At 51.1% G+C, this 19,911-nt stretch carries 20 protein-coding genes and 1 pseudogene; 9 read left to right on the forward strand and 12 right to left on the reverse strand.

The features are described from left to right. Window positions 1-25: 25 nt before the first annotated feature. A complete protein-coding gene (locus tag VMW30_06475) occupies window positions 26-1,051 on the reverse strand; it encodes a 6-phosphofructokinase (protein HUW88002.1) in 1,026 nt (341 codons plus the stop codon). Between the two features lie 139 nt (window positions 1,052-1,190). After that, window positions 1,191-2,414 (reverse strand): glucose-1-phosphate adenylyltransferase, encoded by a 1,224-nt coding sequence (gene glgC / locus VMW30_06480; protein HUW88003.1) that lies wholly within the window; start codon window positions 2,412-2,414, stop codon window positions 1,191-1,193. A 79-nt stretch (window positions 2,415-2,493) separates the two neighbouring features. Here glgC and glgA point away from each other — a divergent pair, with 79 nt between their 5' ends. After that, window positions 2,494-3,657 carry a glycogen synthase gene (gene glgA / locus VMW30_06485; protein ID HUW88004.1) on the forward strand — a complete coding sequence of 388 codons (1,164 nt, stop codon included), beginning with the start codon at window positions 2,494-2,496 and terminating at the stop codon, window positions 3,655-3,657. 27 nt (window positions 3,658-3,684) lie between these two features. After that, complete coding sequence (locus tag VMW30_06490) at window positions 3,685-4,566, forward strand: DMT family transporter (protein ID HUW88005.1); 882 nt, start codon at window positions 3,685-3,687, stop codon at window positions 4,564-4,566. A gap of 82 nt (window positions 4,567-4,648) precedes the next feature. Here the strand turns inward: VMW30_06490 and VMW30_06495 are convergent, their stop codons facing one another. Beyond that, a complete protein-coding gene (locus VMW30_06495) occupies window positions 4,649-5,947 on the reverse strand; it encodes a helix-turn-helix transcriptional regulator (protein ID HUW88006.1) in 1,299 nt (432 codons plus the stop codon). Between the two features lie 77 nt (window positions 5,948-6,024). On the opposite strand from VMW30_06495, the gene VMW30_06500 reads away from it, so the two are divergent. Continuing rightward, entirely contained in the window at window positions 6,025-6,150 is a 126-nt protein-coding gene (locus VMW30_06500) for a hypothetical protein (protein ID HUW88007.1), read from the forward strand. A 269-nt stretch (window positions 6,151-6,419) separates the two neighbouring features. Continuing rightward, on the forward strand, window positions 6,420-6,908 hold the full coding sequence (locus VMW30_06505; protein HUW88008.1) for a hypothetical protein: 489 nt from the start codon (window positions 6,420-6,422) through the stop codon (window positions 6,906-6,908). Between the two features lie 7 nt (window positions 6,909-6,915). Here VMW30_06505 and era read toward each other — a convergent pair whose 3' ends face one another. The 8 genes from era to VMW30_06545 form a co-directional block, all read right to left on the reverse strand. Beyond that, a complete protein-coding gene (gene era / locus VMW30_06510; protein ID HUW88009.1) occupies window positions 6,916-7,833 on the reverse strand; it encodes a GTPase Era in 918 nt (305 codons plus the stop codon). 24 nt (window positions 7,834-7,857) lie between these two features. Then, window positions 7,858-8,718 (reverse strand): DNA-processing protein DprA, encoded by an 861-nt coding sequence (gene dprA / locus VMW30_06515; GenBank protein ID HUW88010.1) that lies wholly within the window; start codon window positions 8,716-8,718, stop codon window positions 7,858-7,860. Next, on the reverse strand, window positions 8,715-10,247 hold the full coding sequence (locus tag VMW30_06520; protein ID HUW88011.1) for a YifB family Mg chelatase-like AAA ATPase: 1,533 nt from the start codon (window positions 10,245-10,247) through the stop codon (window positions 8,715-8,717). The genes dprA and VMW30_06520 overlap by 4 nt, the downstream gene beginning before the upstream one ends. 13 nt (window positions 10,248-10,260) lie before the next feature. Continuing rightward, window positions 10,261-10,641, reverse strand: a complete 381-nt coding sequence (locus VMW30_06525) for a YraN family protein (protein ID HUW88012.1) — start codon at window positions 10,639-10,641, stop codon at window positions 10,261-10,263. A 61-nt stretch (window positions 10,642-10,702) separates the two neighbouring features. Further along, on the reverse strand, window positions 10,703-11,317 hold the full coding sequence (locus VMW30_06530) for a ribonuclease HII (protein HUW88013.1): 615 nt from the start codon (window positions 11,315-11,317) through the stop codon (window positions 10,703-10,705). Window positions 11,318-11,321: 4 nt separating this feature from the next. Next, window positions 11,322-11,975, reverse strand: a complete 654-nt coding sequence (gene lepB, locus VMW30_06535; protein HUW88014.1) for a signal peptidase I — start codon at window positions 11,973-11,975, stop codon at window positions 11,322-11,324. 9 nt (window positions 11,976-11,984) lie between these two features. Further along, window positions 11,985-12,404 carry a 50S ribosomal protein L19 gene (gene rplS / locus VMW30_06540; protein ID HUW88015.1) on the reverse strand — a complete coding sequence of 140 codons (420 nt, stop codon included), beginning with the start codon at window positions 12,402-12,404 and terminating at the stop codon, window positions 11,985-11,987. A gap of 142 nt (window positions 12,405-12,546) precedes the next feature. Then, window positions 12,547-13,365, reverse strand: coding sequence for an inositol monophosphatase family protein (locus VMW30_06545; GenBank protein HUW88016.1), 819 nt, complete (start codon window positions 13,363-13,365; stop codon window positions 12,547-12,549). Window positions 13,366-13,398: 33 nt separating this feature from the next. On the opposite strand from VMW30_06545, the gene VMW30_06550 reads away from it, so the two are divergent. Further along, entirely contained in the window at window positions 13,399-14,598 is a 1,200-nt protein-coding gene (locus VMW30_06550; GenBank protein ID HUW88017.1) for an MFS transporter, read from the forward strand. Continuing rightward, the gene (sepH, locus tag VMW30_06555; protein HUW88018.1) at window positions 14,595-15,395 is read left to right on the forward strand and encodes a septation protein SepH; all 801 of its coding nucleotides are present in this window, start codon (window positions 14,595-14,597) and stop codon (window positions 15,393-15,395) included. Before VMW30_06550 ends, sepH begins: the two co-directional genes overlap by 4 nt. A 6-nt stretch (window positions 15,396-15,401) precedes the next feature. On the opposite strand, the gene VMW30_06560 is transcribed toward sepH, so the two are convergent. Next, window positions 15,402-16,508, reverse strand: coding sequence for an alkaline phosphatase family protein (locus VMW30_06560; protein HUW88019.1), 1,107 nt, complete (start codon window positions 16,506-16,508; stop codon window positions 15,402-15,404). 40 nt (window positions 16,509-16,548) lie between these two features. Here VMW30_06560 and VMW30_06565 point away from each other — a divergent pair, with 40 nt between their 5' ends. From VMW30_06565 to VMW30_06575, 3 genes and pseudogenes are all read left to right on the forward strand, one after another. After that, on the forward strand, window positions 16,549-17,460 hold the full coding sequence (locus tag VMW30_06565; protein HUW88020.1) for a pseudouridine-5'-phosphate glycosidase: 912 nt from the start codon (window positions 16,549-16,551) through the stop codon (window positions 17,458-17,460). A gap of 16 nt (window positions 17,461-17,476) precedes the next feature. Continuing rightward, window positions 17,477-18,370, forward strand: a complete 894-nt coding sequence (locus VMW30_06570; GenBank protein HUW88021.1) for a carbohydrate kinase family protein — start codon at window positions 17,477-17,479, stop codon at window positions 18,368-18,370. Between the two features lie 26 nt (window positions 18,371-18,396). Continuing rightward, window positions 18,397-19,911: pseudogene (locus VMW30_06575) on the forward strand (DNA topoisomerase (ATP-hydrolyzing)).

The raw sequence follows: 19,911 nt of genomic DNA on the forward strand, positions 1-19,911 counted from the left end.
GTGGGTGGAGGTCCGCGCAGTGCGATTATCCGAAAAAGACCTCTGCTTCTTTGTAGAGCGCAGAGCCAACCAACTTCAACTGCTCCGTGGCCGAAGCCAGCGGAACTCGAACAATATTTGTGCCGTGAAGTGCAACCATCTTGCCCCAATCGCCCTCATGTGCCGCGGTAATCGCATGCAGGCCAAAACGTGTGGCGAGTACGCGGTCAAATGCAGTTGGCGTGCCACCACGTTGGATATGCCCTAGAACTGTGTTTCGAGCCTCTTTACCGGTGCGTAATTCGATCTCTCCGGCGAGCCATTCTCCGATACCCGAAAGTTTGACGTGGCCAAAGGCGTCCAGAGTCTGGTCTTTCACGACCATATCGCCATCTTGAGGAATCGCTCCCTCGGCAATCACAATGATCGGTGAGTAGTTAACCTTGAAGCGAGATTCGACCCATTCGCATACCTTGGCAACCGAAAACTTTTGCTCAGGAATGAGGATGCAAGCAGCTCCGCCTGCCAAACCAGAGTGGAGAGCAATCCATCCGGCGTGACGACCCATTACCTCTACTACCAGGGCGCGATGATGAGATTCGGCTGTTGTGTGCAATCGATCAATCGCTTCCATTGCAATATTCACTGCAGTATCAAAGCCAAAGGTGTAGTCAGTATTGCTCAGATCATTGTCAATTGTCTTGGGAACACCGATGACGTGGACACCGAGGGAATGAAGTTTTGTTGCGACCCCGAGAGTGTCTTCTCCTCCAATTGCAATGAGCGCATCAACCCCGGCATCTTCCAAATTCTTCTTTATCTTCTCGATTCCGCCCTCAATTTTGAAGGGGTTGGTACGAGAAGAACCAAGGATCGTTCCACCGCGCGGCAAAATTCCTCGTGTTGTTTGAATGTCCAACGGCATTGTCAGCCCATCAAGTGGACCTCTCCAACCATCGCGATAGCCAACGAATTCATGGCCATATTCTTTGACACCTTTACGAACTACTGCTCGGATAACGGCATTGAGGCCAGGGCAATCTCCTCCGCCAGTCAGGACACCTATACGCATCGCAATTCACTCCAACGGTTCAATGGTTTCGGGCAATGTACCCATCAAGTACGGTCAACGCTGACAAGGCTCAGTCTAGTGCCAATTTATGAGGAATTCTGCCCGACCCTTAAGGCAGAAGTCACGTGCTCACGGTGAGTTAAGCGGTAACGCGGACTCCTTTGCCCACGACGACTATTCCACCAGGCGAGATTGTAAAGCGCTGACTATCTCGCTCGAGGTCTACACCAATTTGCGCACCTGCTTCGACGATGACGTTCTTGTCCAATATGGCGCGTCGCACAACTGCGCGCTCCCCAATCTTTACGGACGGCATGAGCACCGATCCATCAACAAATGAACCGGCCGAGACCAGGACATCATGCGAAGCAACAGTTCGATTGAGATGCCCGCCCGCAATAATGGTTCCAGCACCCACGATTGAATCGTGCGCTATTCCCCCTTCACTAAATTTCGCTGGAGGTAGCGAAGGCGGATTAGTGAGCAAAGGCCAATCACGGTTGTAGAGATTGAAAATCGGATGAACAGAAACCAAATCCATATGTGCGTCAAAATATGCGTCAATTGAACCTACATCGCGCCAATATCCTTTATCGCGGTCGGTGGCACCAGGGACAACGTTATTTGCAAAGTCATAAACTTTTGCGGAGCCATCTCTAGTGAGCATCGGAATTATATTTCCGCCAAGATCGTGTCGACTCTCCAAATCTTCAGCGTCAAGGATGAGAGCCTCTTCCATAATGTCTCTTCGAAAAATGTAATTACCCATAGAGACCAGACACATATCTGGGTGCCCTGGCATCGGTGGAGGATTCGCTGGCTTCTCATGAAAGGCCTTAATTGTGATTCCGTCTTCGGCAAGTTCAATCACGCCAAACTCGCTCGCTTCAGCCCGTGGCACTCGAATCGCGGCGACCGTAACCCCCGCATGTGTCTCCAGATGCTGCGCAAACATCTGACTTGGATCCATGCGGTATACGTGGTCCGCACCAAAAACAAGAATATGTTTAGGGTCCTCATCATGGATAAGATTAAAGTTCTGCAAGATTGCGTCGGCACTTCCCGTGTACCACCGGGGCCCAAGTCTTTGCTGGGCAGGAACGGGCGTAATGAAGTTACCTAAAAGCGTAGACATTCGCCAGGTTGTGGTGATGTGTTTATCAAGTGAATGGGATTTATACTGCGTCAACACCGCGATTTTAAGCATCCGAGCATTCACTAAATTTGAAAGTACGAAATCCACCAGTCGATACGATCCGCCAAATGGCACCGCCGGCTTTGCTCGGTCTGCCGTCAGCGGCATCAGACGCTTGCCCTCTCCCCCCGCCAGAACAATTCCTAGCAAGAGATCACGTCGAGGCATGTCGTAACGATAGCCTTCTCCATGCAAGCCGCCTAGACCACCAGATATCGAGAGTTATTCGTGGCGAAAGAGAGAGAAGATGATTCCGATTAATGTCGGACTGGTTACGAAAGAGTGGCCACCACATGTCTATGGGGGCGCCGGAGTGCACGTTGTTCAACTCGCAGAGGCGCTTCGCGAACGCTCCGAGATCACCCTTTCGGTGCACTGTTTTGGTGAAACAAGAAATGGCGCGCTGGGAAAAGAAGTCCCGCGAGAATTCTCCCAATCCAATCCTGCAATACAGGCAATTGCGACGGATGCAGCAATAGCCGAATCACTTGGAAGCGTTGATGTAGTACATACGCACACCTGGTACGCGAACATGGCCGGCCATTTTGCCTCGTTAATGTATGGGATTCCGCACATTGTCACTGCGCATTCACTAGAGCCACTGCGTCCATGGAAAGCAGATCAATTAGCCGGCGGCTACCGACTCTCATTATGGATTGAAAAGACTTCCCTTGAAGCCGCTGCAGGAATTATCGCTGTGAGCGAGGCAATGCGAACAGACATCCTTTCCGCCTACCCCGACATTGATCCAACCAAGGTGCACACGATTCACAATGGAGTGGATACAAATAAATTCGCTCCGCATTTGGATCCTCACGTACTTGCAAAGTACCAGATCACCGGAAGATACGGCCTTTTCGTTGGACGCATTACGCGCCAAAAAGGATTGGCACATCTACTCCACGCTTGGAAGGCCGTCCCAGCAGAGTATGGATTGGTGATTGCAGCCGGTAGTCCCGATGAGCCAGTAATTGGTCAGGAGGTCGCGGAGTTGATTGCAGATCTGCAACTCACTCGCAAGAATATTTGGTGGATTCAAGAGATGCTTCCACCCGATGAATTGACGGCCCTCCTGACGTCGGCAGATTTATTTCTCTGCCCGTCGATCTACGAACCCCTTGGCATAGTCAATTTGGAAGCAATGGGTTGCGCCACCGCAGTACTGGCCTCCGATGTAGGAGGAATCCCTGAAGTTGTAGAGGACGGCGTCACTGGCGAGTTGGTTCATTTCTCGAGCAAATCCTCCGAATATGAATCTAATATTGCCCAATCCATCACGCGCCTTATGGCTCAACCCGAAGTTCTTAAGAATTACGGACTCGCGGGTCGTGCGCGAGCTCAAAAATTATTTGGTTGGGACGCAGTCGCCACAGCTACAATCGCTCTTTATACGAAAATCTCTCTCCAATAGGAGTTTCTACTTTCGAAGCGGAGTTTAATGTCTCGCAGGGGTTGGTCGCTCTTTGGACTCGTTGGCTTCCTCTGGGGAATTCCCTATCTCTTCATTCGTGTGGCAATCCGAGATTTCGATCCTGCCTTTATCGTTTTCGTTCGCCTGGTAATTGGCGCCGCAATCTTGCTTCCAATCGCCGCGCGCCGCAAGAATCTTGGTCCAGCTATTTGCGGATTTAAGTATGTTCTCTTTTATGCCTGTTTAGAAATGATTGGTCCTTGGTATTTCATCACAACCGCAGAAACCAAAATCTCCTCTGGTCTCACCGGGCTTCTTGTCGCGACAACACCTATCTGGTCAACCCTTTTCACTTCGTTGCACGGCGATAAAACTGTCTGGCATCGAAAGAGATTATTCGGATTAGTACTCGGCTTTATCGGCGTTTTCGCTCTCGTTGGGATTGAAGCCTTAAATGGCACCAGTGCACTCTGGGCTATTGGATATGTCCTTCTGGCGTCGGTTGGATATGCCTACGCGATCATCATGATTACCCGAAAACTTCCCGGCGTATCCGGAATCGCAATCAATGCTGTAGCCATGACCATATCGGCCGTGGTTTACGCACCGTTCGCAATTGCTCAGTGGCCACGCGGAGCTGTATCTACTAACGCCCTCTTATCTCTATTGGGGCTCGGCGTACTGTGCACTGCTGCGGCATTTGTCGTCTTCTTTATGGTCATGAGAGATATTGGCCCTGCCCGCGCTTCACTCGTGACCTATTTGAATACCGCTTTCGCAGTTCTTCTCGGATCCCTAATACTTTCCGAACCTTTCACTTTAGGAATGGCCGTCGGGCTGCCGCTGGTCTTGATCGGTTCGTACTTTGCGGGGCGAAAACCTTCATACATCTCAAATTCAAATGCTTAGAAAAGGAAATTGCCACCGGCCGCGTTTGGGGACACTTGCCGGTGGCATGGGTCGTTAGAAATTTCCTCGACCCGATGAAAAACTAAACTTTGAGGTCTGCAAACTCCTCTTGTTTGGCTTGAGACATTGCCGCTACCGCAATTGCCTGCTCGTAGGCGTGGATGGCACGACCTTGTAATCCCACTTCAACAAATACTCGAGCAATTTCACCCCAATAAAGAGCCAATTCCTTCGACGGAGCCATCTTTTCCATGTGGTCTACAGCGCGCTCCAATTGCTGCTTAGACTCTTCAACTTTTCCTAATCTGAAGAGAGCCTTAGCCTCCTGCGAATACAGACTTACTTTAGGACCAGGAATTTCCGATGGTAATTCATTCAAGCCTTTTCTTACGTACATCAAGGCCTTATCAACATTTCCAAGTCTCAGTTCAACTTCAGAGAGTGTTATACAAGCATAAGCTGCGTATCTCGGATTGTTCTGCGATGACATATCCAGGTATGCAGATTCAGCGAGACTGTGGATGCGCGCAAAGTCTGGATTAGGAAGATCAAGCATGATCTTCGCAGCATTGTCGTTCAGAATTGGCAAAACCTGACTTAACTCAGCCAACTTCGTCCAGTGCATCGCGGTAGTGATGTGATTGAGAGCAAGCGACAAGTCGCCTCGGCTTTCAGCGAGCATTGATGACTGCCAATACGACTGAACCATTGCCTTCGGCGATTTGCACTTCTCAGCCAATTCAAGTGCTCTTGAAACTATCTCGCTAGCTCGGGGCGTGTCTCCGCGATGAAAATGACAACTTCCAAGCAAGCAAAGTAACTCGACGACTTCAGTCTCCGCCCACTCCGAAGCTTCTTCTCGGAGCATCTCTTCGCCCAATTGAACGCCCATGCCCAAATTTCCAAATTGAAAACATACCCGCACAATTTCATTTCCAATGCGGGCCCTCAAATCAGGAGACGCATGAGGATTTCTTTTGAAGAGTCTCTCCAAATCATCAAGTAAGCCATCCGAGGAACCTTCTCGCGCACGAACTTGAAGCAACACGACAGACGCTTCCAACTGTAAACTCGCTGATACGCCAGGATGCTGCAAAACAAGATTTGCATAGTCTCTCGCGCTTCCTAAGTCACCCGAACCAAATGCCACTTTGGCCATATTTAAATTGAGTGCCACTTCCTGGCTACCCTGATCGACAAGCAATTCATTAGGAGAAATTCCAAGCCGAGATGAAAATTTTTCAATCATCTCTGGTTTTGGTTTTCGCTTTCCGGTCTCAAGTAATGAGATATAACTCGATGCAGCAATACCCTGCGCCAACTCAGATTGGGTCAGACCGACCCGCTCCCGTGCCTCCCGAAGCCTGGTACCAAAATCCATTCGGTATTCCCTTCTCGGCGAATTTAGTATATGTTACAACCAACCTTTACAGATAGTAAAGCCCCTTGGAGGAAATTGTGAAGAAGTTTATCGCCCTAACTTTAGCCGCACTTGCAGTTCTCACGATGACAAGCGCGCCTGCCAATGCAGCAAAACCTACCGTCACCACAAGCACCATCCCTGGTGGAATTTGGTGCTGCTAAGTCAAATTCTCCCAGTGAAGGCAGCGTCGCCTTCTTACTTCTAAGCGCCCAGAGTAGGTAGAAGTTCCCCAACTAAGACGAGAATAAAAGAGAACAGGCCCAAAATGTTAAGCAGCGGAAGAACGGACGGGCAAGTAGATTTGTGCGCCCGCCGAAGGACTTCCCCACTTCACTTCTCTCTTGACATTGGAAGAATCTCGAAAAGTGCGATAACTCGAGTAGCAGTGATGCTATCCCTCATCCTTTTCACCCAAACCTTTGGTGTAACGATGGGTGATACAAGTTCTGGCCACTTCTCGCAACAACAGATCAGTTCTTTGGTTAAGACTGTCACTAACGAGATAGAAGTAAGCAAGAACTGGAGAGCAAGTTTTGGTACGAGTACCGATGGTAAGTTGTACTGCCACTCAGTAGTACTTGGTGAGGACGTAAGGGGCGGCAACCACGGTCTCTACACCTGGTTTACATGTAGTGCGATGCACAAATTGGATACGTCCGATGCATTCAAAACAAATATATTTTGCACGGGATTCTCGTCGCCAGTATGGATCGAACCAAAAGCTGGCAAAGTGAAATATCAACCAGTCATTAGTAACGCGGACTACGCAGCGTTTCGAGCATCAGCGCCTACCAAAATTCAGAAAGTAATGGACGCAAACTACACCCAGCTCAATTCAACCCAGTCAAGAGTTGTCATTGCGCGCGCAGTTCAGGGTGGGCAAGTAAGCAGAGCCATTTCTTCAACGATGTGCCAATGATTAATAATTACTGATCACTAAAACCAAGTCGTTCCAAAAGTTTCGGATTGCGCTGCCAATCTTTGGAAACTTTTATATGCAAACCAAGATACACACGAGCCGCCAGAATCCTTTCGATATCAGCCCGCGCTCGAGTACCAATATCCTTTAGCCGCTCCCCCTGATGTCCCAGCAGAATTGCTCGTTGCGAATCTCGCTCTACGTGGATGGTGGCGTGGATGTCGAAAAATGGTTTCTCTTCACTTCCTTCACGTTGCGTTAATTCGTCGATGGTGACCGTTATGGAATGCGGAAGCTCTTCTCGCGCATCTCTCAATGCTGCTTCTCTAATAAGTTCGCAGATCCATTGATCCTGACTCTGGTCACTCAACATTCCCTCCGGATAAAACTCTGGCCCTGGGGGTAATGATTTTCCGATGAGATCGGCAAGCAGATCAACCTGATCGTGGATTGCGGCAGAGACCGGAACTATCTCTTGCCAGGTAAATTCCTTTGCCAGGGCAACAATTCCAGTTAGTTTTGCGGCCAACGCTGTTTTGGAAACCAGATCCGTTTTTGTGATGACCGCAATCTTCTTTGCCTTCGGATATTTTGTGATCTCTTGAATTATGAAGTCATCTCCAGCACCTGATGTTTCATCCGCGGGCAGGCACATCACAATCACGTCAACGGAGTCCATACTCTGCCCTACTACTGCGTTGAGGCGATGCCCAAGCAAAGTCTTCGGTTTGTGAATGCCCGGCGTATCAACCAAAATGGCCTGGTAATCAGGGCGATTCAAGATTCCCCTAATTGCGTGCCGAGTCGTATTGGGATGCGGAGAAGTAATAACAATCTTGCTTCCGACCAGCGCATTAACGAGGGTCGATTTGCCAGTATTTGGGCGTCCAACGATTGCAACGAAACCCGAACGAAATTCAGTCATTGAGCCACTCATTGAGCAATTGTCTCACCTACTAGAAGATACAAACTCCATTGCATCAGCCACGGAGGTAACAACTTCAGCAACTCGCTCGCCTATGAGTCGATGGCAGCCTTCACTAGTTGGTGAGGTGATTGGACCAGGAATAGCCATGACGGGACGGAGCAATTCGGCCGCGTCGCGAGCCGTACGCAAAGAACCGCTTCGAAAGGCCGCCTCGACCACCAATGTCGCCCGAGAAAGCGCCGCAATAACTCTGTTTCTGGTTAGAAAGCGGGATGGGACCGCGCAGGTGCCCGGCATCACTTCACTCACAATGAGCCCATTCTCGGTGATTTCTTCAAACAATCTCATGTGGCCAGCCGGATAATTAACATCAATGCCAGCCGCTAACACTGCGACGGTTACGCCCTCTCCAACTAGAGCCCCCCTATGTGCCGCAGCATCAATGCCATAGGCTCCTCCGCTAATGATCGCCCATTCGCGATCCACGAAACCCGCCGCAAAATCTCCTGCCACACGAACTCCGTAATTGGTTGGATTTCGCGTCCCAACGATCGCAAGGGAGCGAAGTTGAAGTACTTCAAGGGCGCCTTTAGCCACTAATCCGATGGGAGGAGCCACTAGGTCATCAAGTTGTTCCGGCCAGAATGGTTCTTCTCGCGTCATAAATATCCCACCACTGCCAGCGATCTTTTCCAGAATCTGGGATGGGTTGGAGGTATTGAGTTTGCGAAGAGTCTTTTCAAATTTGGCGATGTCGTAATCGCCATCTAGTGCTTTCTCAACCACGCCAATCGGTCCGAGCAGTTCAATCTCCCGCGACCAGAATGGCGAGCCCCCTTCGATGGAGGCGAAAAGAATGGCCCTGGCTTCTCGAACGTTCACGATGCCAAGCCCTCACGTAGTAGATAAGCCCGTTCGGCATCGGCCAGAGTTGGACGGACGTGACCTGAAAGGTCGGCCAGACTCCAGGCAGTGCGCATAACCTTGTGAAGCCCCCGCGCAGTTATCTGTTCGCGATCTAGTTCGGCGTGAAGAAAATTCATGGCGGCTCGCTCGGGCTGAAAAGTTGTTCGCAGAGCGCGACTGGGTATCTGCGAGTTGAGGGACCACGTTTCATTTCTAAATCGCTCTGCAGCAACCTCTCGAGCTGCGATAACTCTCATTCTTATCATCTGGCTAGATTCGCCTAAATCCGGCGCCATGAGTTCTACACGACTGAGAGGGTCGACTTGCACTCGAAGGTCGATGCGATCCATGAGGGGACCAGAGAGTTTTCCCAAATACCTTCTCACCTGTTGCGAACTGCAGATGCAATTTCTACCGCGCCCGGAGAATTTTCCGCATGGACATGGGTTGGCAGCCAATACGAGGAGGAAGCGCGCCGGGTAAGTAACGTTGCCGATCGCACGCGCGATGGTAATTGAACCCGATTCCAGCGGTTGGCGCAGAGAATCCAGGACGCCGATTGCACACTCGGGGGCTTCATCAATGAATAAGACTCCCCCGTGAGCGAGCGAACATGCGCCGGGTCTGATCGCTTGCGAACCCCCGCCGACCATGGCTACGCGAGTCGCGGTGTGATGCGGTGCGACGAAGGGTGCTGTACGTGTCAACGGAGATCTACTGCTCAATCCACCTACAATCGAATGGATCGCGCTTACTTCAAGGACCTCTTCTCGCGAAAGCGCGGGAAGAATTCCTGGCAATCTCTGCGCAATCATGGTCTTGCCTGCACCGGGTGGTCCGATCAGCAACAAATGGTGCCCACCGACGGCCGCCACTTCAGCAGCAGTGCGGGCTTTCTCCTGTCCTGCCACGTCAGCAAAATCGAAGACTTTCTCTTCAGGTTCGCTGACAAACGGCAGTTCTGCCCTTTCCGCTCTTTCGTCCAAACGTAACCAGCGCAATAAATCACGTAGGTGGCTCATGGGAATAATTCTCATATCCGTATTTAGTTGGGTCATGAGTTGAGCTTCAAGCGCATTTGCCTCCGGCACCACGGCGGTAGTGATTCCCTGCTTATGCGCGGAGATCAGCGAAGGCAGAACTCCGCGAACCCCACGGATGTGGCCATCAAGTGCGAGTTCACCTATGTATAGGGTCCGCTCTGATCGTTCCGCGGAAATCGCGGATTGGGCAGCCAACAATGCAATTGCAATGGGAAGATCAAAGCTTGAACCACTCTTGGGCAACCAGGCCGGTGAGAGCGAAACCGTCACCTTTCGGTTAGGCCAGCTCTCGGAAGAATTGACCAGCGCAGAACGGACTCGATCGCGCGATTCAGTAAGCGCAGCATCGGGCAATCCGAGAAGGACGTAGCCTGGAAGCCCATCAGCAATATCTACTTCTACTCGCACGAGATATCCATCTAGTCCTACAAGCGCAACGCCCAGACTCTGCCCCAGCGTCATGCGATCACAATTTTCATAAAACTTTCTCTCTGTACTCAATCGAATATGAGCCATCAGGGGAAATAAGCACAGCCGCGCAATCGACTTGATAGTCGCTTCCAAAACACTGATGAGTAGCAAGCCAGGCCAGCGCAAGACGCTGCAATCGGTGCGCTTTCTCGCGCGTAATCGCCTCGAGAGGATGACCGTACGCTTGTGACGTGCGCGTCTTTACTTCAACAAACGCGAATGTTTTATCTGGCGAAGTGGCGATGATATCTATCTCACCCTCTTTGATCCGCCAGTTTCTTTCGACAATGAGAAAACCTCTACCGATCAGAGAATCGGCAACTGCTTTCTCGCCGAAAGCACCAATGCTTCTATTATGTGGATTCGGGCGATTTGTGAGTGCCATAGTTCGGGCACACTAATTCCTAGGGTGAATGGAGCCACTCGCTCCGTCAAATATATGTGAGTTAACCGCCTTTGTGGATATGAGCAGCAACATTTGAGAAGGATCGGCGGTGAATCACAGAAGGACCAAATTTCGTGAGCGCCTCTGAATGAGCGGCCGTCACATAGCCTTTGTGTCGTGCAAATCCGTACTCCGGGAATTCCTCATCCAATTTCCGCATCATTCGATCCCTGGTGACTTTTGCGATGATAGAGGCTGCACTTATCGTGTGGACGACTTGATCGCCCTTCCACACTCCCAAAGTGGAAACACCTAAACCCGGAATGACATAGCCATCTGTCAGAACGTACTTCGGAATCACCGAGAGTCCATGTACCGCTCGCCTCATTCCGTCGATATTTGCCACATGAACTCCCCGCTCATCAATTACCTCTGCCGGAATTTCAACAACCGAGACTGCGAGTGAACTTTCAATAATGAGATCAAATAGTTCCTCCCGCATATTTTCGGAGATTTCTTTCGAATCGCGAACGGTGACAAGCTCAGGGGCAAATGGGTCTTTCAAGATAACTGCGGCGACCAATAATGGACCTGCGCATGCGCCCCGTCCGGCTTCATCAACCCCTGCGATCGGGGAAATTCCATTATCGAGCAGGAGGCGCTCGATGGTTTTCACATTGTTACTTTAAGGCATCAAAGCGATTAACAATTTTGGCATGATTTGCCGGCCAGATAACGGCAACCACTCGTCCAACCACCTTACTGACTGGAACCATGCCTTTGTTAATGTCATCTTGGTGGTAGCGCGAATCGGCACTTGCCCCACGATGATCACCCATTACCCAGATTTTTCCGACCGGAACAGTAATATCAAAATTCATATCACTTGAATTGTCACCTTTAAAAATGTAAGGCTCGTAAAGCGCCTTACCATTAACGGTAATCATTTTGTTGTTATCGCAACAAACAACATGATCACCGGCTACGCCGATAACTCTTTTTACCAGGTGTTGTTTAGCGGGATTGGGAAGGACGCCGACGGCTATGAGACCTTCCCGCATAGTGGAAATAAACTTTGATTCGGTCGAGGGCATGGGGTCTGCTAGCCAGTGGTCCGGGTCACGGAAAACCACAATGTCGCCACGTTCGATGCTCTTGGAAATATATGGGACTTTATTTACCGCAACACGATCTTTAATCCGCAAAGTATCTTCCATTGATCCTGATGGAATATAAAAAAACTGCACGAAAAAACTCTTGATAATAAGTGAGACAAGAAGTGCTACGACTACGAGTATTGGGAACTCACGAAGGACTGAACCCTTGCGCGACATGCCGTTCGGTTACGCCTGCTCGGTAGGGACTTCAGCGACAACGGTTTCTGTAACAGGGGCGGAGGCCTTCTTTGACGCTTCCATCTCACCGCGCTTTTCGCGAATTTTGGCTGCCTTGCCGCGCAGATCGCGCAAGTAGTAGAGCTTGGCACGACGGACATCGCCACGTCGGACAACTTCAATCTTCTCAATAACCGGGGTGTGAACTGGGAAAGTGCGCTCCACGCCAACACCGTAAGAGACCTTACGGATGGTGAAGGTTTCGCGAGCGCCACTGCCTTGGCGGCGGATGACGATTCCCTGGAAGACCTGGATACGGCTCTTGCTACCCTCTATGACTCGGACGTGAACCTTGAGCTCATCACCGGCCCGAAAGGTCGGGATATCGGAGCGAAGGGAAGCAGCGTCTACCGCATCAAGCACGTTCATTGTGAGTCCTCATCTTTTTCGACCCCAACGGATTGTGACCGCTTAGGTTTCATGTCTTGTGACGCCGAGTGGTTTACCTGGCGTAAGGGGCTTATCCTGCCACAATCGCGCCCATTCCACTAAATCCAGGCTCACAAGAGCCCTAGACGAGTACCTCAACTGCATGGGCCAGCGTCGAATGAAGAGCAGGACCGGCACAGACTGAAATCCGGTGAGAATCGGTAGTAAAGAGCGCCCCGGCCTCCTGCGCAATAAGTCCGGCCGCAGCCCAATCCCATTCGTAGAGCCCATATTCGAAATATCCATCAAAGACCCCCATCGCGACATAACAAATATCGACCGCCGCCGCACCTAGGCGGCGCAAGTCGCGGATTTGAGGCAAGAGTTGAGCGACAATTCTGCCCTGCTCTACCCGCCGATCGACATCATAAGCAAAACCTGTCCCGATCAAAGCTCTGTTCAGTGGAACAGGATCGTTGCACTGGATTCTCTGGGGACTCGTCCCGTGAGAGTTACCTGAGGAAATAAGGAAAGCACCCTGCCCCCGAATGGCGGTGAAAGTCGAATTGATCGTCGGGACATGGACGACGCCAGCGATCACCCCGAGTTCGTCTTTGACGGCAATGCTGACATTCCATCCTGGGATTCCGTATAAGTAATTAACGGTGCCATCGACTGGATCTATGACCCAGGTAATTCCAGAAGTGGATTCTCGTTCTGACCCTTCTTCGCCAATGATCCCATCCTGTGGACGGCTGGCGAGAATAGATTCCACAATAAATTTCTCGCTGGCTTTATCCATCTGCGTTGCGATATCTATCGCAGTTGACTTTGAGGTAACTTCAAAAGCCGCGGGTCGGTTCATGAGCATTGTTCCCGCTTCAATGGCAATTCCAAGAGCCAAGTCCAAGAGATCCTGAGGTAGAGCGTCCCGACTTGGGGATCCCAATGAATTTGTCACGTTCATACTCTAACCCGCAATAGGCTCTCCATCATGCTCTCGCCGTACCGCAGTCTCTTCAAAACTCCGGGCGGCCTTAGATTTTCATTAGCCGGGTTCATCGGGCGAATGCCTATCTCGATGGACCCGCTTGCCATCATCTTTGTTGTCGTTCATGTCACTCACTCCTACACGTTGGCAGGCTCACTCGCGGCGGTCGCAGCCGTCGTGGTTACCTTCGCTCTTCCTTTCTGGTCGCGGACCGCCGATCGAATAGGACAAGGGAAAACACTTCTCATCGCTGTGCCGCTGAGAACTCTCTCCATCTTGGTCTTTATTCTTCTCGTTGCGCAGAATGCACCGCGATGGACATGGTTCTTATCCATTATTTTTGCCGAAGCATTTTTTGTGAATACAGGTGGTCTGGTTCGCCGTCGTTGGCTCTGGACTCTGGGCGAGGACCGAACGCTAATCAATACCGCTTTCTCCTTTGAGGCGCTCATGGATGAAATCGTCTTTATTTTTGGCCCGGTTTTGGCAACGGCCTGCGCAGCGTCGATTGATCCTGCCGCCGGGCTCTTCGTCGGATTGGTCTTTCTGCTCCTCGGGTCCTTAGCATTTGCACTTCAACGCAGCACAGAACCCCCTGCGCATCCACGCGATCATGAAGATCCTCACCCGCCGGTCTTACGGAACACGGCTCTCCAAGCCGTTGTACTGACAACGCTATTCCTGGGAGGTTTCTTTAGCTCAGTGAGTATCGTCGTTGTGGGTTATATGCAAAGTCAAAACGCAACTAGTCGAACCGGGTTGATGCTCGCCGTCTGGTCCCTGGGTAGCGGCGCATCTGCCATTGTTAATGGGTCAATTAAGTGGCAAATGAACCACGCAAAAAGATTTTGGATCTTCCTTTTTGCACTCACGATCCTTTCCACCCCATTTCTCTTTGTTCACGGTCTAGCAGCACTCGCTATCGCACTCTTTCTTAACGGTATTGCCGTTGCCCCACTACTTGTCTCCGCTTATGGCCTTGCCGAATCCGCAGTTCCACCGGAGCAGACAACTGAGAGCCTGGCATGGGTCATCGCCGGAATGCCGTTGGGTGGAGCAGTAAGCAGCGCCATCGCGGGGTGGGTTATAGATAATTACGGTGCACAGCGCGGTTTTATTCTGCCGTTGGCATTTCTCTGCGGCGCCATGCTCATGTCGCTTCCCTACTTTCGCACCTGGAATCGGTTACGCTCGGCATCGTGACTGAACTTCGTTTAAACGGAAAAACGCCAGACGGGGCATATATAAGCCTCACCGATAACGACGGCGCCGAGTACACCCTGCGCATCAGCGACACTTTACGCGCCACCGTTAACCAGCCACGGCTCTCTGCCGTCACTGACGTTCAAGCCACGCCCCTAACTGTTAAAGAAATCCAAGCGCGTTTGCGCTCAGGAGAACCGATTGAATCTCTTGCACGGGAAGCACAGTGGACTATCGAAAAAGTAGAACGATTTGCTGGGCCAATCTTGCAAGAGCGCACATACATTATTGGACTCGCGCATGATGTAGTGATGCGGAAAGAAAACGGCCGCGAGAATTTGAATTTTGCGGAAGTTGTCGCCGCTCGACTCACTCCCCGCCAAGTTGATATGAATGCAGTTGAATGGAATACGTGGCGTCTGGAAGATGGAAGTTGGGTTATCCGTTTAAATTACCCAAACCGAGATGGATTCGCCATTGCAGACTGGAACTTCGACCTGACTCGCCGCGCTCTTGCCCCACTAGATGATGATGCTCGTTGGATCATCGGTGACGAGAGCATAAACCGGGAGAGAACCCCCGTTGATCATGGCCTTATTTATGGCAATCATCCTTCTGCAACCAGGGGCAGTCAGAACCGTCCGCTTGAAACGCGAGACGGACCTCGATTGGTTTCTATACGCGAGACCCCCGATGAGGAGAGTGCGCGCGATGGAGTAACCGGTCGCGCCACGGTGCCTTCGTGGGATGAGATCATGTTCGGCTCTCGTAAAAACAATGAGGACTCCGAAGAATAACTTTTGTTAGGAAATGAGCGCGCTGACCAACGGCACAAACTTCTCTGCATCGCTCATCGCCCCATGATGTCCAACCATGGCAGATTCAAGATTGACACGTAGGGGGTCAACAAAAATCACTCTTCCCTGTGCTATCGCAATGAGGTCACCCATTCGCTCGGATGCATCACGCGATACAAAGCTTCCAAAGAGACTGGCGTCGATCGCTTCTTGGCGTGTGAAAATCTCGACTGCCTCACCTAATGTTCCCCGCCAATTTTCTGCTACAACAGAGGGACCATTTCCTTCGAGAAATCGCTCTTCCAGATAAAGATGACGAGCGCGGGGCTCCCCCGCGACAAGTGCTACACCCTCGAGGAGAGAATTCTCTCGGCCAAGGATAATCTTCTCTTCGACATTGACCATCCCGTGATCGGCCGTAATCCAGAATCGGGTTCCTTTAGGAAGTTGATCCAAAAATGTCCGAACAGCCTGGTCGACAAAAGCAAGGGCAAGCAACCATTTCTCCGAACCAACTCCATGACTATGTCCAGCAACATCTAAGTCGTTGAGGTATAGATAGGCAAAAGATGGCGCAGTCTTGAATGAGATTTTTGCCGCTTCAACCATTTCCGGCAAAGTATTCGCACCGCGATACGTTGCTCCTCGAAATGCCGCCGAGGTAAAGCCGGTGTTCTCATAACGTTTTGAAGCGATATGCGAAACTGAGATTCCCACGCGACTCCCCCGCTCAAATAGAGTCGGGACGGGTTGCCATATTTGCGGATCAACTCTCTCATCCCACTTCAGCGAATTGAGAATTCGCCCGCCACTTCGTGGAACGCGAACCGTGTAACCCATCATTCCATGAGTGCCCGGAAGCACACCCGTCATGAGTGTCGTCAGACTTGTTGCGGTCGTCGAAGGAAACGGAGTCTGCACCGGCTCGTAAAACTTCAATCTATTCAGTGTCGGCGCAAATTCAGAATATTTCTCAATTACATCGGCACCAAGACCGTCGACCAAGAGCAGACATTCACGTCCGTGTGGACTCTCTCCAAAGCCGCAACTGTCATACACATCCGATAACCCAAGTCCCGCGAAAATCGATGGAGTTATATCAGCCAGATGCACGGTGTCATCCTCTCACTAAATCCACTATCGTGAGCATGTGATTAAAAAAGACTTGGTTCTGCACTTTTCAGATGAAGTCCACGCCGCACTTGAATCGAAAAAGCCAATCGTCGCACTTGAATCGACAATCATCAGTCACGGACTGCCCCGTCCGCAAAATCTTGACGTGGCTCGTGAAGTCGAAGCAATCGTCCGAGAACACGGCGCCACCCCTGCCACCATTGCCGTCATAGACGGCACCGTGCATATTGGGCTCAATGATTCAGAACTCCAGGAAATTGCAAATCGTGACAATATTGCGAAGGCATCAAGTCGCGATTTGGCAATCACGGTTGCATCCGGCACAAGCGCGGCGACAACGGTTGCAGCTACTGCACATCTGGCTGTACTGGCCGGCATTTCAGTTTTTGCTACCGGCGGACTAGGTGGCGTGCATCGCGGAGCCAACGAATCTTTCGATGAATCGGCTGATCTCACTGCTCTTTCTTCCCTCGACATTACAGTCGTGTGCGCGGGAGTGAAATCAATATTAGATGTTGGAGCCACTCTCGAAAGACTCGAGACTCTCGCGATCGGGCTCGTTGGATTTCAGACAACGAAGTTCCCAGGTTTTTATCTAACCGACTCTGGGTTCACCATTGAACACCGTGTAGAAAGTGCCCCTGATGTCGCACGCATTTGCCAAGCTAGGGAGATTTTGAAAACCAACTCGGCGGCTCTGATCGTTGCAAACCCAGTTCAGAAGGAGATGAATCGCGCGCTTCATGATGAGATCCTCGCAAGCGGTCTGTCACGTGCCAAAGTGGCGGGTATCAGCGGTAAAGTTGTTACGCCCTTCCTCCTGGAGCATTTCCACTCCAATAGTCATGGCGAATCACTACGAGTAAATATAGAGATCATCAAATCAAATGCAGCACTCGCGGCAGACATAGCCATCGCTCTAAGCCTCTAGAAGTTTGGGCGGCCAGATGGAAAAGGTTCTCTGCATCGGTGATGTCATGCTGGACGTGATTGCGGTTATTAAGACAAAAATCAATTACGGAAGTGACACTCCCTCAAAAATATCCACCCATGGTGGCGGGGCAGCCGGAAATGTAGCCTCCTGGGCTGCATCATCAGGCGCTTCCACGCGAATTGTCGCCCGTGTCGGTAATGACAGCGCAGGCATCGCCGTACTCTCGGAATTTGATGCTCTCGGCATTGCATACAGCAATGCAATTATTCCGGGTGTTCAAACCGGAGTTGTTGTCGTGCTGGTTGATACGAGCGGCGAGCGCACAATGTTTCCCGAAACTGGCGCAAACTCTGGACTTTCACTTGCCGATCTTCCAGACCTTAACGGTGTCGAGGTTGTTTATCTCTCTGGTTACGCACTCTTGGATTCGGGTTCGCGTCCTGGCGTGCTTGAGATGATTTCGAAGATCCAAGATGCAGGAGTTCCAATATTTTTTGATCCAGCGACAGTTGGGGGTATGAGCGAAGTCGATATCTCCGAGGTTCGAAGTTGGTTGCCTCTCATGAGCGCGCTGTTTATGAACGAAGAAGAGGCAACTTTCCTTACGGGCGAAACCAAACTTGAACCCGCATTGGATTCATTATTGCAGAATGCGCCGCTGGTTGTTATCAAGCAAGGTTCGCGTGGGGCAATTGGAAAAGTAAGAGGCGGTGCATCGATTTCTATACCCGCAGTGCCTACGCAAGTTCTTGATACCACAGGTGCAGGTGACTCATTTGCCGGTGGATACATCGCCGCATGGATCAAAGATCCGGATCTTCTCAATTGCATGGAGGCTGGCGCTCTCGCAGCGGGTCACTGTGTTGCAATCATTGGGGCTAGACCGCACGTCACTCCCGCACTTTAAAGGTTCGCCTTGGCATAATCACCGCCATGGCTACTGCAAAAACCCCTGCCGCAAAAGGCACACGAGGCAAAAAACCTGTCGGCCCTAAACCTGGCGAATACCCGGGCAAGATCATCGACATCGATGTCGCCTCTGAAATGTCGGGCTCGTTTCTCGAATACGCATACTCAGTTATCTACTCGCGCGCCCTGCCCGATGCACGTGATGGACTCAAGCCCGTGCACCGACGCATCCTGCATCAGATGGCGGAGATGGGGCTTCGCCCAGAGCGCGGACATGTAAAGAGCGCCCGCGTCGTCGGTGAAGTCATGGGTAAGTTGCACCCGCACGGTGACGCAGCTATTTATGACGCCCTCGTCCGTATGGCTCAGTCCTTCTCAATGCGTCTGCCACTCATCGATGGCCACGGAAACTTCGGCTCCCTTGACGCAGGCCCTGCCGCAATGCGTTACACCGAAGCACGATTGGCGCTTCCTGCCATGGCGATGGTCGCCGAAGCCGATGAAAACACCGTTGATTTTGGCTCCAACTACGACGGTCAGATTCTTGAGCCACTTGTACTTCCTGCCGCCTACCCCAACCTCCTAGTAAATGGCGGATCAGGTATCGCCGTTGGTATGGCCACAAATATGGCCCCTCACAATCTGGGGGAAGTCATTGCAGCAACAAAATTCCTCATCGCCAATCCAACCGCCACGCTTAAGCAATTAATGAAATTTATCCCAGGTCCTGATTTCCCTACCGGCGGCGAACTCGTCGGAGCAGAAGGCGTCCGAGAGGCGTATGCGACTGGCAAGGGAAGTTTCAAAGTCCGCGCCACTGTCGAAATTGGCAAAGTCTCCGCCCGCAAAATGGGAATCACCATCCGCGAGCTCCCGTTCACGATTGGACCTGAAAAAGTCGTGGAGCGAATTGCGGACCTTGCAAAAGCCAAGAAAATTCAGGGGATTTCCGACATCATCGACCTCACCGACGGCAAAACGGGCACAAATGTAGTCATCGAATTGAAGAACGGCTTCGAACCAGAAAAGGTCCTGGAGCAGCTCTACAAACTCACTCCGATGGAAGATGCCTTCGCAATTAATGCTGTGGCACTCGTCAACGGAAAACCTCAGACGCTTGGACTAAAAGAGCTCCTCCAGGTATTTATTGGCCATCGTATCGAGGTAATCCGGCGTCGCTCTTCGTTCCGCAAGGCAAAGGCAACATCGCGTTTAACTCTCGTGGATGGTCTCCTCAAAGCGATCATCGATATAGATAAGGTCATCAAGATTATTCGCAATAGCGATGATGCAGCCGAAGCCAAAGCTGCACTTATTAAAGGCTTTAAACTCAATGACGAGCAGGCAACGTACATCCTTGATATGCCACTTCGACGCCTCACCAAGATGTCGAAATTGGAACTTGAGTCTGAACAGAAGGAACTCAAAATAACTATTGATGCACTAAATGTGCTTCTCAAGAGTGAAGAGAACATTCGCAAGCAAGTTAGCGATGAACTTACGGCTGTCGGAAAATCCTTTGCTACTCCCCGCAAGACA

The sequence above is a fragment of the Candidatus Paceibacterota bacterium genome (assembly GCA_035530615.1).
Taxonomy (GTDB): Bacteria; Actinomycetota; Actinomycetes; order Nanopelagicales; family Nanopelagicaceae; genus QYPT01.